The sequence below is a fragment of the Enterococcus canis NBRC 100695 genome (assembly GCF_001544375.1).
GTDB classification, from domain to species: domain Bacteria; phylum Bacillota; class Bacilli; order Lactobacillales; family Enterococcaceae; genus Enterococcus_H; species Enterococcus_H canis.
On the sequence record NZ_BCQJ01000003.1, the window covers coordinates 63,161 to 78,601 of the forward strand.

A 15,441-nucleotide genomic window follows, 5' to 3' on the forward strand; every position below is an offset into this window, starting at 1 on the left:
GAGGAGAATGATGATTGTTATTGATTTTATTTTACATGTAGATGAACACTTGCTTTATTTGATTCAGCAATATGGGGCTGGCATTTATCCCCTTTTATTTGCGATTTTATTCGTTGAGACTGGCGTCGTGGTCTTTCCGTTTTTACCAGGAGACTCCCTTTTATTTGCTGCAGGAGCGTTGATTTCTGCCAGCAATGGCGTTTTATCCCTGCCTTGGCTGCTATTGGTCTGTATCCTTGCCTCAATAATTGGTAACTCCACCAATTACTGGCTTGGGCATAAACTGGGGACCCCGGTCTTATATTCAAAAAAAGTAGGCCGTTTTCTAAAGCCGCAACAAGTTCAAAAGGCGGAACACTTTTTTGAAGAAAAGGGCAAATACACCATTTTTATTGGTCGTTTTTTGCCTTTTATCCGGACACTGATTCCCTTTATCGCTGGTTCCACCAAAATGCCTTGGCGTACTTTTAGCTTTTACAACATTATCAGTGCCATCTGCTGGGTCGTTTTAGCCACTTGTGCCGGTTACTTCCTTGGGAGTATCCCGGTGATTCATGATCATTTTTCATTGATTATGTTAGCCGTGATTTTTGTTTCCTTATTACCTATGGTGATCACAGCTTGGAAAAATTTCCGCCAACGATCAGCTTCGTAGCCTTTAACTAAAACGCCATATAAAAAGGTTGGATAAAACTGTAGGAACAGTTTTATCCAACCTTTTTAGTTCTAACATAAATCTGCGCTAGCCTTCTCGCTGAAGGAGGTGAATTATTTCCCCTTGTGGATGGTCTTGATAGTAGCCCACAACCTCATTCAGTATTTTGGGTCGCAAATCTTTGCTTTCTAATTTATCAAACTTTACCCACTGCGGAAGTAGCTTTTCTTCCCCAGCAAGAACCGGCATTTCCACCGCCGTCATCTTTCGCTTAAGCCCATAGACGTAAATAAATTGATGGTAGTCTGCATTTTGATAAATAAGAAAATTTTCAATTATCGCAACAAGTTTAACTACCTCAACCGCCAGTCCCGTTTCTTCTTGAAATTCCCTAATAACTGCCTCAGCAGTAGTCTCGCCTGTTTTAACAGCGCCACCGGTTAAGGTTCGGCTACCATCAGGTTCATTGGAGATTAAGAGTTGTTCACCCTCTAAAAGGATGCCACAGGCCCGAACGTCAAACCCGTTTTCGCCAATCTTTATGCGAATATCTTGTCTATTATACATCCCTGCCCCGCCTTCCTATTTTATAAAAATAGACAAAAAAAGGATCTTGAATATTCAAGATCCCAAAAAGCCACCTGTCGGATTCGAACCGACGACCCCCACCTTACCATGGTGGTGCTCTACCTACTGAGCTAAGGCGGCATATTGCTTATCAGCACAAGAAATAGAATAACGGATAAGCAATCATTTGTCAATCACTAGTACTAAAAATCCCCGGATTTATTCGGAAGGTTCCTCAGGCTTTTTTTCTTTGGGCTCAGCCGTTGCTTGATCTTCTTTTAGAATTTCTTCGACTGATTCTTTTCCTAGAAACTTCCCCAAGCCTTCCGCTAACTGCTTTGTTTGACGTAAGATAAAATCACGGTCTTCTTGTGGCATTAGGCTTCCTCCAAAGTATTAATAGCACTTAACAACTCAGAGGGTTGAGTCACTATTTTGTCAGCGCCGCCTTCTTGTAACTCACTTTCGCTACCGAAACCATACAGAACACCGATACTCTTCAAACCATTGGCTTTGGCCCCCAGAATGTCATGTTCCCGGTCGCCGATCATCACTGTTGCAGTAGGTGTTGCCTTTGACTCCTGCAATGCGTAAGCAATCACTTGCTCTTTCAAGGTCCGTTCCGTATCCATCGTTGCACCGTAAATCCCTTTAAAGTAGCGCGTTAGATTAAAATGGGTCAAAATACGCTCTGCAAAAATTTCTGGCTTACTAGTAGCAATTGATAACGTATAGGTTTGGCTTAGTTCTTGCAGCGCCTCTTCTAAGCCATCATAAATTGTTCCTTGGAAAATCCCTCGCTGACTATAATATTCTCGGTAAGCTGCCACTGCCTCTTGCGCGCTAGCTTCATCCAATGAAAAATAGCGTTGAAAAGATTCTCGTAAAGGTGGGCCAATAAAGACACGGTAGTCTTCTACCAATGTGCTGTCCAAGCCGTTTTTAGCAACTGCATATTGAATTGCGCGAATGATTCCCTCTTCAGAATCCATGATGGTCCCATCTAAATCAAAAAAGATATTGGTTACCATTTCATCACTCCTTTTTCCCATCTTACCATAAAAAATCGGCTGTTTTCCTTTTATCTAGGAAGTTTCTCCTCCACAGTGGTTTTTTTAGCAAATGATTTTAGCTATGAGCGAATTTCTTGAGTTATTTTGCCTAAGCCTTTATACTTACTTTTAGTAAGTTAAATATTTTTTACCGTAGGAGGTATTTACACATGGATATTCAAATTAGAGGATTACATCACGTTACCGCAATGACTAGCAGCGCCGAAAAAATCTACCGGTTCTTTACCGATATTTTAGGTTTGCGTTTAATCAAAAAAACTGTCAATCAAGACGACATTGAAACTTATCACCTATACTTCACAGATGATTTAGGTTCAGCCGGCACAGATATGACCTTTTTCGATTTTCCAGGCATCCCTAAAGGAACTAAAGGAACCAATACGATTTCGCGCACCTCTTTCCGTGTGAAAAGCGATGCTTCCTTAGACTACTGGATTGACCGTTTCAATCAAAATGGTGTGGAACATGGTGAGATCTTAGAACGTTTCGGTAAAAAATATATTGAATTTGAAGATTTCGATAACCAACGCTACCAAGTAATATCTGACGAAAAAAATGTCGGTGTTGCGGGCGGAACACCTTGGAAAAATTCAAATGTGCCGGCAGAACATGCCTTGATTGGATTAGGTCCTGTTTTTGTAACCGTTCAAAACTTCAAACATATGCAATTGGTTTTAGAAAACGTCTTAGGTTTTAAACTGACTGATGCAGAAGGCAACTTCCATCAATTTGAAATCGGCGAAGGCGGTAATGGCGCCACTATCATCGTGGAACATCGTGAAGACTTGCCCGTTGCCCAAGAAGGTTATGGTAATGTCCATCACTTAGCCTTGCGCGTAGCTGACCGCGAAGCCTTGGAACATTGGATTAATACCATCAATAAATTAGAATTCCCAAATTCTGGATTTGTTGAACGTTTCTACTTCGAGTCTGAATACTTTATGGCTGCGCCTAACGTATTGTTTGAATTAGCGACTGACGGTCCTGGCTTCTTGCAAGATGAAACCTATGAAACAGCTGGGGAAATCCTTTCCTTACCGCCATTTTTAGAACCAAAACGTCAAGAAATTGAAGATTATGTGCGCCCCTTCGATACTTCTGACGCAAATAAAAAACGTAACTAATTAAGTAAAAGAGTCCCTAAAGACTGGATGAAGTCACGCGCATCCAGTCTTTTTTTAAAGGAGGAAATCTCATGCGGCATTTTGCTAGTCATGATTTAACAAAAAAGCAGCAGTACAAGTTTTTATCGGGCGCTATCATTCCAAGGCCAATTGCCTGGATCACGACGCAAAACCAGGATGGCCTCGTTAATGCCGCCCCTTTTAGCTTCTTTTCAGGTGCCTCTAACGAGCTGCCCTTAGCCACCCTTGCAATTTTACGAAAAAACGGTGTTTTAAAAGACTCCGCCCGCAATATCTTAGAGCAGCAGGAATTGGTGATTCATTTTGTTAACGAAACGGTCGTAGCTGACATGAATCAGACGGCAGCCAACTTAGCACCTGAGGAAAGCGAAGTCGTGGTGAATAAGCTGGCCACAATTTCCAGTCAAACGGTTGCGGTTCCCGGCTTAACTGCCGCCCCCATTCGGATGGAGGCTGTCTTACACCAATATTTACCTATTAAAGATGGCGAGCGGGTCCTAACTGATCTTTTTGTGGTTCGGATTACGGACTTCTATTTTGACGAGTCCCTCTTCGATGCCGAACGGGAATACATTTTACCCGAAAGCTTTGCGCCAATTGCTCGCTTAGCGGGTAATCACTATGCCAATATCAGTGACTTTTTCGAATTAGAACGGCCCCAATAAAAAAACGTCTCAAGTTTTTAGCTTGAGGCGTTTTTCTGTTTTATGGTCGTAAATCGACGATTGGTACATTACCATCTAAGACACCACTTGGTGATTTTAGGTATAACGTGTTAAAACGATCCTTGACGTCTAGCGTCATATCTTCGTCTAAATACATTTTAGAATAGTCCTTAATCAAGACCTCACCCACATTGCTATCTAAAGTCAGCGCATAGTCTTTACTTTCTTGCACTTTATCCAAGATCAAAATTCGAAAGCTAGTGTCCAAGGAGCAGACACCCATTTTTGAATAGGCCCCCACGCCATCATCTAAATCCAACACTACTTTAGCGCCAGCTTCAATATAAGGTTCCAGTTTAGCTTGGGCAGCATCTGTTACAGTCAAATACATCCTAAAACCCTCCTTCATAAATAAAAAATCTTTTCAGTTATCTCTTCCTTCATACTAGCACAGCGGGAGAGATAACTGAAAAGATATGTTTAGTGCTTATTTGACGTAGGACTTATTAGCCGTTAAATAGCCTTGGTTCGTAACAAAGCGCGGTACACCGGAGGCAGTAAATTGGATTCCTTTGACGGTTACTTTCGTGTTCTTTTTCACTGCCTGCTTCCGATTTTTCAAATTGACATCGCCATAGAAATAATCATTTTTCTTCAACGTAACACTACTCTTAGCCGCAGTAAAATATTGCGAATAATTCGCCGTCACTTTAGAAACGATAGTCTTCTTGGCAGAGATATAGGTACCATTACTTAACTTAAAGCGCGGGTAGTTAGAATCACTATAAGCCACGCCGACTACCTTCAAAACATCACCTTTTTTATACTGTTTACTGCCATTTTTTAAGTTAGCTTCTTTATACGCCCAATCGTTTTTCAGAAGGACAATATAGCCTTGATTGGTGAAATAGTAATCTTGATAATTGGTGACTAGGGTGGACACAATTGTCCGGTTACTTGAAATGTAAGAACCATCAGACAAGATAAAGCGCGGTGTCCCACCACTCGTATACGCAATGCCTTTTACATTGACCTTGGCACCTGTTTTATACAACTTTTTCTTCTGATTGCTGCTAAGGTTCACATTCTTATAAGAATAATCATTTTTCAGCAAGACTAATTGCTTCGGCACTTTCGTCATGTAGTTCGCATAGCTATTAGTTATAGTGGAAACAATACTGCGATTTGCAGAGATATATGTCCCATTACTCAATTTAAAGCGGGGATAGTTCGTTGAGCTATACACAATACCGGAAATTTTCAAGACGGTACCGGCAGCATATTTTGTTTTCACTTGATTTTTAGACAAGTTAGCATCGCCATAAGAAGTATCACTTTTCAGCATAACGATATAATTCGTCGCTGGCTGTGTATAGTAATTCTTATAGTTTCCTGTAATCTGTCTAACGATCGACTTATTAGCCGTTAAGTAGCCACCATTGACGATCAAACGTGGTGTGCCACCTGAAGTCTTGGTAATACCTGTGATTTTCAAAACAGTACCCTTTTTATAGGTCGTGCTCTTAGTTTTAAAGTTCACATCTTTATAAATGCAATCATCCTTCAACACCGTCACGTAGCCTGGGTTTGACGTATAATAGTTGGCTGGTTTCGGAACAGTCACAAATTTTTTCACATAATCTGACGAAATATCAAACGGAAAATCAATTCCGGGGAATTTCAACCGTGAATTCCATTGCCATGCGCCGTATTGCGTATGACTTTGATTCTTGCTGACAGAGTAAGGATATTGTGCGATCCAAATATTTTTTGCCCCTAAAGTATTGGCGTTTAACTGTCCAGCAGTTATCGCGCCCAAATAAGTATAGTGAACGGTGTTACCATAGCCTTGTTTCTTCAATTCTTCGGCAAAAATCTGAGATTGACGGGTATGATTAGCGGTCCCCATAATCTCTGGATCTTCTAAATCGTTGACCATGATCGTTGAAGCAGCCAAGCCCAGCTTCTTCGCAAATTTAGCATAATAGCGTGCTTCGGCTCGCGCACCCGCATCAGTCGTAAACCAGCTGTAATGGTAAGTCGAAACTTTCAAGCCAGCTGCTTGTGCATTTTGAATCTGAATCTGTGCATAGGGATTACGATAAGTGGTATATTCCGTCAGTTTGACAGCAACCCCTTTAACACCCCAAGCCTTCAATAACTGATAGTTTGCGACACTTAGATAACCATTATGGGAAGAAACATCTACAAAATCTTTTGTTGGTGTATTTGCATTGTTGTGCGCCACCTGCGGAATAGAACGGACAGCACTTTGAACTACCGGTGCTTGAAAAGAACGAACTTGGATGCGATGAACTGGCTTTTCCGCATCAGACAAATCAGAACGCTCATAATCTTCTGGGATAAAAGTATCTGCGTCCTCTTCACTAGTTGCTTCCGTTTCTTTCACTGCTTTCGATTCAGTAGTTGAAGATTCTGTTGTTTCTGATTCACTAGAATCTACCACCGGCTTTGTTTCGGTTGATTCTTCTAATACACTGGTTTCCGTCGATGAATTTGTCGTTCCTGGCAATTCAGTTGGAAAACCTTGCTTTTGTGTTGAACTAGCACTATCTGTCTCGCCAGCTTCGCTTGAACTGTCTAAATCGCTTAGGGACTCAATGCTTTCAGCCGTTTCAGGAGCTACGCTGATCAAGCCTGAATCCAGACTGCTTTCAGCAAAGGTCGCCATGGGTGCCAAAACCAACGAGCTCATGGATGTAACCACCAAACTTACCCAAAATTTTCTTTTCATTTGCTATTCCACTCCATTTTTTCATTTATGCTACCTTAAGCATAACCGAATTCTAATTTGATGGCAACGGGCTTTTTGTTATTATTGCCTCTTTAATTTTGTCAAATTCATGACAGTTATATGACAAAAAAAGAGAACAGCTGTTGCTGTTCTCCCTTGCTTTGTTTTTTTAACGTACAGCTACTGCCATCTTCTTTGGTTTGTAGGCACGATATAATTGTGCTTCACTGACCCAAAATTTCCCGCTGATTGGATCGGTTAGATGATAACGACCATCTTTGTAACCGTCCACTACCATCACGTGTAGATTAGTCACCCCTGTACCCCACCAGAACTTTTTAGTAACCGGTTTTTGATACAAATAGGTGGCCCAAATAATCACAGGATTTCCTTGCAGCAGCTCATTTCTTAATTGTGTCACCGAACTACCACTAATATCCGCAATCTTACCTGGTGCATACTTGTTAGCAAAAGGAACGAAGGCTTTAGGGAAAATCGTTTGATGGACATTTGCACTGGCAGGTAACGTTTTGAACGGCGTGCCGGCAAAGCCATTGTAAGGATTATTGTTACTAGAGAGTGGCAAAGCTTTTAACAATTTTGGCAGGCTTTGGTTGCTGGCATAGCCTTTGTAACGGAATGTCTCCCACAACGAGGCTGTTTCACAGCCCTGAGGCGCCCCCACGGCATACTGACTATAAAAAGGAACATTCATTTGAATCGTTGGGCTTGCACTGGTTGCCGCCACATACTTTTTATTCGCCGTTAAATAGCCGCCTCGAACTTTCAAACGAGGAATCCCCGAACTAGTGAAGGTTAAATTTTCAACACTAACAACCGTATTTTTAGGTAATTTGGATTTGCGACCATTTTTGTTGAATTCGACACCATTATAGTACCAGTCAGTCACCTTCATTTTGATGCGTGCCGGTTTGCTGGTGTAGTAGTCTTGATAATTGGCAACCACTTTATTCACATATTTCTTATTAGCCGTCAAATAGCCTTTGCTGGTTTTGAGCCGCGGTGTCCCACCGCTCGTGTAGACAATTCCTTGAACCTTGACCACCGTACCGGTTTTAATTGCGGCCCCTTTTTTAGTGAAGGCTGTGTCTCGGTAGAAAACATCATTTTTCTTTAAGACAATTTGCTTTGGATTGGTCAAATAGTAGCTATTATAGTTATTCGTAACCGTTTGAACGTAGCTTTTGTTAGCCGTCAAATAACCTCCTGCTACTTTAAAACGAGGGTAGCCACTGCTGCTAAATACAATGCCTGAAACCTTTTCAACTTTCCCAGCTGATAGTTTACGTCCCTTTTGGGCTTGTCCAAATTCGGTTTTGTTATAAACCACGTCATTTTTCTTCATAACTACTTGTTTAGGTGCCGTCAGATAGTAGGCTTGATAGTTATTCGTTACTTTTACCACAATGCTTTTATTCGCAGTGATATAACCACCCGCTACTTTAAAACGAGGATAGCCGGTCTTCGACAACACCACACCCGTTACCTTCAAGACTGATCCGGCTGCGTATTTTTTCACTATACCGCCATTGAGATCTGCCGTTTTGTAGGTAACGTCTTGTTTTTGCATCACGATATAACCAGGATTATCGGTGTAATAATTTTTATAATTCCCAGTGATTTTGGTACCGATTGTTTTCAAGGCTGCAGTATAACCGCCGCTTACTTGAAAAATCGGTACACCAGCTGGATTTCGCAAAAGCTTAGCCGTTGCAAGAACCGTGCCCTTACGCAGCGTCTGCTTAGGCTGGCCAGATAAATCATTTTTAGCATAAACTTTAACGTCTTGACTAAGCCAGATATATTGTGGATTTGTGGCAAAATAGTCCTGCTCTTGAATAATTGGTTTATCTGCCGAAGCATTAGATTTTGAATTAGTTTGCTTTGGCGCCGCAGCTTCTGCCGGCTTACTTGCTTCACTACCTGCAGTGACTTCCTCTGATTCCTCTGTATCGCTAGCGGCTGGTGACTGTTCTTCGCTGGTAGTCTCTGTTGTTGTAGTGGCAGTCTCAGAGCTTGAAGAAGCTGCGGTTTCTTCCGAGCTGGTTGGTGGCGTTGCCTCGCTGGTTGGTGGTAATGCTACCTGAAATTGAACCGTTTGGTTGTCAATTTCATAAGACAATTCTTTTGCCACTGGTTGTTCAGCAATTTTGACTTCATCAATGGCGGTTTCCGTAAACGTATACAATTCACTACGCCAAGTTGTATCATAAAAAATTTTTAATAGATAGGGTTGTTCAGCTACCGAAAACTCATGGATATACGGCTCAGCCACTGTATAAAAGCGGTCAACTTCAATAGCTGGTAGCTGCGCTTTTTCAGCTGTCGTAGTTACATCAGTGGTGGTAACGGCCAATGCCAGCGGCGCTTCCGCTAACAATAAAGAAGCCGTTAATAAACTTAACCCAATCGTTTTTAACACTTTTTTCATTTTATCACTCCTTTTTAATGATTATACCATTTAAAAAAGCTGCTTTACAATCAAAAAAGAACAGAAATGGCAATCTATAAAAGATTGTCGTTTCTGTTCTCGTTTAGGCTTTAAGGTTAAAATAATCTGCCTCTGTGATCCAGCCTTTTTCTTGATCAATTTCTACTAAATAACATGGTGTACCCACATAATTACGTTGGATAGGATCAATCAAAACAGCTTTTTCAAGAATTTGAACTGATTGCCCTTCGGCTAAAATGTTTTTGGTAATATGGTAGCCTTTCTCACCAATCACGTCAGACCATAAGACAATATCTGCTGTTAGTTCTGCTTCTTCGCTTAGGCGGGACAACGTACGATGTTGATAGCTTTCGCCGTTTAAGATAAAGGAAACAGCACGTTCAGCTGAATGACCATCCTCCCAGCCACAATACTTCTCTTTAAATTCAGCGAAGTTTGGTGCTAAAGTCGGTTGTTGCAGCTGCTTTCTGATTTCAGGATATAGCGCATCTTCCGTTTCCAATATCGGACCAGGTGCTTCACTATAATCAAAGTAGAAACCCCGAATTTCCCCTGCGTATGAAGCTAAATCGTAGGCATAAAAAATCATAGGACGTTCTAAATTAGCGAAATCAAAGAACACAGAAGAATAGTCTGTAATCAGTAAGTCACTGATTAGATATAAATCATTGATATCTTGATACTCTGAGACATCCAATACTTGCTCATCATCGGCAATATCTAAACTATTGGCAATCAAATAATGGGTCCGAATCAACAAGATAACATCTTTCCCTAGCTCTTCTTTAAAGCGCGCCAAATCAAGATGCAATTTTGCTGTGTAATGATCCGCTTTTAAGTATTCATTATCGCGCCAGGTAGGGGCATATAAAACTACCTTTTTATCAACTGAAATCCCAAGTTGTTGTTTGATTCGCTGTACATCAGTCGGGGTGTGGGCCAATAGTATATCATTACGAGGATAGCCACTATTGATCATTTGTTCCGACCGCAAACGAAATGCTCGTTGGAAGATTTCTGTTGAATACGCATTGGGACTCAAGCAATAATCCCACTTATTAGAATCCTTGATAACATCTGCATGATAACTGTCAGCTGTCAAGCCTGGCATCGTCAATAATTCAACATCGCGTCCCAAGGTTTTCAGTGGTGTCCCGTGCCATGTTTGAATCATGGTGGTGCCTTTGGGCTTCTTCATCCACAAGGGCAGACGCGTATTCATAACCCAATATTCCGCACGCGCGATTGTCCGGACACCGCGTAGGGATAAACGCTCTACATAAGGAAGTTTATGTTCTTTAAAATACGCCTCATACTCTTTATTAATATTCCAAACCACTTGATACTCTGGATGATGCTGTCTCATATACTCATAGATGGCTTTAGGATTATCGCTATATTTGCGACCAAAGAAACTTTCGAAGACAATCAATTTTTTCTTTGGTTTCTTCCCAACGTGTTCCAAATATTTCGGATACCATTTATTGTATTTAAACAGGCGTTTGAATTTTTCCCGAATCAGCGGCTCGGTCTCACTTTCAGAAGTCGTCAAGCGCAACATTGCTTCAGAAGCTTGCTGTGCGGCATTCCCCTCTTGACCAAACACACAGAAACGATCGTAAAAAGCTGCTTGCTTGGCAGCATATTGATCCGGTTGAGGGTCAGTTAGTGCCTCAATAATTTCTGCAGTATCACGGACAATCGGTCCTGGCACTATTTCTTCATAGTCCAAGTAAACACCGCGCAAATCTTGGGTATACTCTTCCAAATCATAGGCAAAGAAGAGCATTGGCCGCTTCAGATGGGCATAGTCAAACATAACGGAACTATAATCCGTGATCAAGAGATCACTCACTAAATAGAGTTCTTCAATGGATGGATAGTTAGAAACATCACGCGCAAAAGGAGCAAAATTTTCGATATTGATATTATTAGAAACAAAATAATGCAAGCGCACTAATAAAACAATTTCATCCCCCAATTTTTCCTGTAACTGCTGCAAGTCTAAGGCCAGCTCAAAACCTTCTTTGGTGCGATAGGTTGGTGCATATAGCACAATTTTCTTATCAGGCGGCAACCCTAACTTCATTTTGAGCTTCTCAATAACTTCTGGACGATTTTCTGTATAAAGAACATCATTCCGCGGGAAGCCGCTCTCTACTATTTCACGTTGATAGTCAAAAGCAGAACTGATTTTCTCTGTCATGTAAGGCGAAGGAGAAGTCACCAAATCCCAGCGACTATTGCGACGAGCAAAGTTGTTTTGCACCGATTTCTTCGCATTTTTGAAATAAGGCTCATCAAAGCCCATCGTTTTCATAAAGGTCCCGTGAAAAGTCTGAACCTCGATTTGTCCTTGCCGTTTTGCGTATTGATTTGGCAGATTAGTATTTTCAATTAGATATTTGGCACGTGCTAGATAATACCAATAACGGAAACTATTTTTCCGAACTTTTTTGGCTGGTCCAGCAACGGGCAAATTAACCGTTTCAAGTAACCACACATGCTCTAATTCTGGATGAGCTTGCCGCAAGTAATCATACATTGCCTTAGGATTATCATTGATGGCGGCTGACCAGAAACTATCATAGACAACAGTTTGCTTTTTTAATGGTAACAAGCGCATCAAAGGATAAAGAATGGAGTAGCTGATTCTTCGCTTCAAACGAGAGTTATCAAGCCATGCCCATTTCTGTACGGAGGAAATACGCCAAAAGCCATTAGGTGTTTCATAGCTATTTAGTGTAAAACCAGCGATTTCCGTTAAACGCTGCTTTTCCATCCCATCTAAACTGATTCGATAAGAAGTCACTTCGTCGGTAATAACATCTAAAAAGACGTCATACTTACCGGGGCGAATCAAAAATTCAGCTTCCAGTGTTAAGTCGCTAATGAAATCTAGACCTGCTGCTGTTTCACGATACTCTGTCAACTGATAGCGGTACTTTTTATGCTCCTGCAGCAAACGTAGCTGATAACGAGCGTTAGGTACTTTCTCACAGACCAAGCTTACCTGCAGTTTTTGATCCACTACCTGGGCTTCCCTGAGAGAAACCACGCCTGCCAAAAACTCAAATTTCAAATTCGTCAGCCCAGTGGAATACAATACGATAGGTTGCGCCGCTGTAATTCGTTTAGGCAAGTCCGGCAGTTGGTTGATATACAATACTTCGTTATAAAAATCATCATATAATTTTAACTGATATTTTGTATGAAATAGTAGCGTCAGCGGTTCAGAAACTAAGTCCGCGCCCTCTTTGGTCAACTCAAAGAAATGCTCTCCATGATCATTTTCTAAATCATAGAGACTCCCCTTGGTAACAAAGGCTGGCAGTTGACCACTTAGTTTTAAGCGGTCCTGTGAAAAAACCAGACTGCTGATACGCGTTTCTGCTTTTGTCACAATAAAAGTTAGTTGCCAATCATTGTTGTAATGCAGACGTACCACATGATCTTCTAGTAAAAAAGTCGCAATTTTAGCAGCGCCTTTTTGTGGATTTCCCAAAAAGCCGACAGACGTGATATTTTTCAGTTCCTCGCAGACTTCAATTTTCCAAATACCCTCAGTCAATTGCTCCGCCAGTCGATTAAAATCCAATTCAATATCCAAGCCAACCTTCAAGGGTAAGCGCATCGTACTTTTTTCTAATTTAGTCCGCTTTTGCAGAAATGGTAGACGGATTTTTTCATCGGTGTTGGTGTTGGTTAAAAAGACTTGGTAATCAGCTAAAGACGGCTTCAAATGCATGGTATGTTTAGCAAAGGCAGCAGCGTGTATCATAAAGTGATTTTGCTTCACCGTTGCAATCGTCCCAATTTTAGACGTTAACGGTAACGAATGTTCCAGCTGGATTTCTTTTTGCCAGTCTTTATCGTTTAACATTTCGTTAGCAAAAACAAAAGTGCCCTTGCGCTCCTCTACTTGACTACTCCAGGTCTCACCGTCGACAAAGTCAACCATTACCTCAAGATCACCGTGAAGCAGTGCCACTAGTTGCGCCTGTTTGTCAGGTCGAACTTGCGCTAAGTATTCAAGCCCTAACTCATGAATTTTCCGGTAAGTCATTTTTTGAAACTCCACCACATAATCTAAATCAGCATGGTGCTTTTCCGGAATAAAAAGGGGAATATCAACTTCCAACGCCTTGACTTTTAAAGGCTCTATTAGTTCAGGCGCACGGTACTCTTCAGCCAAGGTCAGTGCTTGATCAATGGCTACTAGGCGTTGTTGGTATAACGCTAGATCATTACGATGCTGCGTCCAAGAACGATTATCGCCTTCTCGCCAACGCCATTTGTATACAATAGTATCTAATATATCGACAGCCTTCGCTGTTAGGTGCGCGTGTAAAGTAAAGGAGATGTCTTCATAAATCACACCTTCAGGAAACCGGATGCCTTGATCGATTAAAAATTTCCGACGATAGACCTTGTTCCAAACGGTGGTATCGTAAATCAATTCTGGATGTTGCCGGATTGTCGTCTTTAATGCCGTATCTTTGATGGCTTTCCGATGGAGGAATGAGTAGACTTCCTTTTGTGAATTGAATCGTTTGACCCCACCTATCGCCATTTGTGAGCCGGTACGATCTAAAGAGCCCACCAGCTCTTGGTAAGCAGTTTCCGTCAAGAGATCATCGCTATCTAAAAAAGCGATATATTCACCGCGGCTTTCATTAATTCCTAGATTCCGTGCAGCACTGATGCCTTCATTCAGCTTGTGTATCACCCGAAAATTAGGCTGTTCAGCTGCATATCGATCCATAATTTCACCAGTGCTATCGGGCGATTCATCATCGATCATAAGAACTTCGTAATCTGTAAATTTTTGCGCTAAAATTGAATCCAAACAAGCTTCTATATATTCTTCGACATTGTATCCCGGAACAATAATCGATAATTTTGGTTGATTCAACGGGATCCCTCTCTTCCTAATAATTCCACTACTTTTTGTGAGGCTGTACCATTTTCCCAAATACCAAACTCCTCAACAAAAGTTTCAAGCTTGAGTGTATCCGCTAAAAATGCGTTTTCCTGTAAAAATTCTTTAAGATAATAATAAAATTCCGTGACTTCGGTTGCGATTGGTCCAGGAACTTGCTGGTAATCAAAATAGAAGCCGCGCAATTGATCCCGGTAGTGATCCAAATCATAAGCATAAAACAGCATCGGGCGTCGTAAATTAGCAAAATCAAAAAAGACGGAAGAATAATCGGTAATCAGCAAGTCACTAATCAAATAGAGATCACTAATTTCCTCGTCTGCTAAAATCACGACTTGCGTTTCATAGCCTGAAATATCGATTTGATCTTTTACTAAATAATGGGGACGCAAAATTAGCCGATCCTCTGGTGCCATCAGCGCCACCACCGTTTCTAGTGAAAAAGGCAGCTCAAATTTATATTGGCCTTTTGTATAGTAAGCATCATCACGCCAAGTTGGCGCATACAGCAGCACACGACCTTGGGTAGTCCCTAAATAGCGTTCCTTCAAAGCTTGTACTTCGGCTGCATCCGCTTGAAAAAGCCGGTCATTACGTGGATAGCCAATTTCTAAAAAGGTGTTTTGAAAGGCAAAGGCTTCTTTAAAAATCGCTTCAGAGTATGGATTAGGGGCAATCATATAATCCCAGCGACTCGTTTCTTGAATAAAATATTTTTTATAGCTTGCGGTATCTGTGCCTGGCATGGCCACCTCATCAATATCCAAACCTAGACGTTTTAAAGGCGTCCCGTGCCACGTTTGAATATAGGTCGTCCCTTTATTTTTCCGTAACCAGTGTGGCATCCGCGCATTAAAAATCCAAAAATTGGCGCGCGCTGTCAGCCATAGCCATTTTAGCGAAAAACGTTTCACTAACAAAGCAGCTGGTACCACTTGCTGTGCTTCCGCTAAAAAAGCATTTTTGACACTCCAGTAAATATGAAAATCGCTGGCATCCTTACTTAGCTCTTGATAGATCGCCAAGGGATTATCGCTAGGAACCTTTCCATTAAAGCTCTCAAACATAATCGTTTTCTTTTTCACTGGTAGATAACTGACAAGATTAAAGCCCATCCGATAGACGCGCGAAATGATTTTTTCTTTGATAATAGTTTGCAGATCCAT

11 protein-coding genes and 1 tRNA gene are annotated in these 15,441 nt (G+C 41.4%); 3 read left to right on the plus strand and 9 right to left on the minus strand.

From position 1 onward, the window contains the following. The first annotated feature begins 10 nt into the window (after positions 1 to 10). The gene (locus tag ECA01S_RS05615; RefSeq protein WP_067392416.1) at positions 11 to 655 is read left to right on the plus strand and encodes a VTT domain-containing protein; all 645 of its coding nucleotides are present in this window, start codon (positions 11 to 13) and stop codon (positions 653 to 655) included. An 87-nt stretch (positions 656 to 742) separates the two neighbouring features. Here ECA01S_RS05615 and ECA01S_RS05620 read toward each other — a convergent pair whose 3' ends face one another. The 4 genes from ECA01S_RS05620 to ECA01S_RS05630 form a co-directional block, all read right to left on the minus strand. Next, positions 743 to 1,222 (minus strand): NUDIX hydrolase, encoded by a 480-nt coding sequence (locus ECA01S_RS05620; RefSeq protein WP_067392419.1) that lies wholly within the window; start codon positions 1,220 to 1,222, stop codon positions 743 to 745. A gap of 68 nt (positions 1,223 to 1,290) precedes the next feature. Next, positions 1,291 to 1,363: transfer RNA gene (locus ECA01S_RS05625), tRNA-Thr, on the minus strand. Positions 1,364 to 1,441: 78 nt separating this feature from the next. Continuing rightward, on the minus strand, positions 1,442 to 1,600 hold the full coding sequence (locus tag ECA01S_RS14345; protein ID WP_169792762.1) for a hypothetical protein: 159 nt from the start codon (positions 1,598 to 1,600) through the stop codon (positions 1,442 to 1,444). Then, positions 1,600 to 2,253, minus strand: a complete 654-nt coding sequence (locus tag ECA01S_RS05630) for an HAD family hydrolase (RefSeq protein WP_067392421.1) — start codon at positions 2,251 to 2,253, stop codon at positions 1,600 to 1,602. Before ECA01S_RS05630 ends, ECA01S_RS14345 begins: the two co-directional genes overlap by 1 nt. Before the next feature lie 191 nt (positions 2,254 to 2,444). On the opposite strand from ECA01S_RS05630, the gene ECA01S_RS05635 reads away from it, so the two are divergent. After that, positions 2,445 to 3,419, plus strand: a complete 975-nt coding sequence (locus ECA01S_RS05635) for a ring-cleaving dioxygenase (RefSeq protein WP_067392424.1) — start codon at positions 2,445 to 2,447, stop codon at positions 3,417 to 3,419. Between the two features lie 71 nt (positions 3,420 to 3,490). Beyond that, a complete protein-coding gene (locus tag ECA01S_RS05640) occupies positions 3,491 to 4,105 on the plus strand; it encodes a flavin reductase family protein (protein WP_067392426.1) in 615 nt (204 codons plus the stop codon). Between the two features lie 40 nt (positions 4,106 to 4,145). Here the strand turns inward: ECA01S_RS05640 and ECA01S_RS05645 are convergent, their stop codons facing one another. From ECA01S_RS05645 to ECA01S_RS05665, 5 genes are all read right to left on the minus strand, one after another. Next, a complete protein-coding gene (locus ECA01S_RS05645; protein WP_067392429.1) occupies positions 4,146 to 4,496 on the minus strand; it encodes an iron-sulfur cluster biosynthesis family protein in 351 nt (116 codons plus the stop codon). Between the two features lie 96 nt (positions 4,497 to 4,592). Beyond that, positions 4,593 to 6,860, minus strand: a complete 2,268-nt coding sequence (locus ECA01S_RS05650; RefSeq protein WP_082703258.1) for a DUF5776 domain-containing protein — start codon at positions 6,858 to 6,860, stop codon at positions 4,593 to 4,595. Positions 6,861 to 7,029: 169 nt separating this feature from the next. Next, a complete protein-coding gene (locus ECA01S_RS05655) occupies positions 7,030 to 9,312 on the minus strand; it encodes a DUF5776 domain-containing protein (protein ID WP_067392435.1) in 2,283 nt (760 codons plus the stop codon). A 103-nt stretch (positions 9,313 to 9,415) separates the two neighbouring features. After that, the gene (locus ECA01S_RS13885; protein ID WP_071858912.1) at positions 9,416 to 14,248 is read right to left on the minus strand and encodes a bifunctional glycosyltransferase/CDP-glycerol:glycerophosphate glycerophosphotransferase; all 4,833 of its coding nucleotides are present in this window, start codon (positions 14,246 to 14,248) and stop codon (positions 9,416 to 9,418) included. Then, a complete protein-coding gene (locus ECA01S_RS05665; RefSeq protein WP_067392438.1) occupies positions 14,245 to 15,441 on the minus strand; it encodes a CDP-glycerol glycerophosphotransferase family protein in 1,197 nt (398 codons plus the stop codon). The genes ECA01S_RS13885 and ECA01S_RS05665 overlap by 4 nt, the downstream gene beginning before the upstream one ends.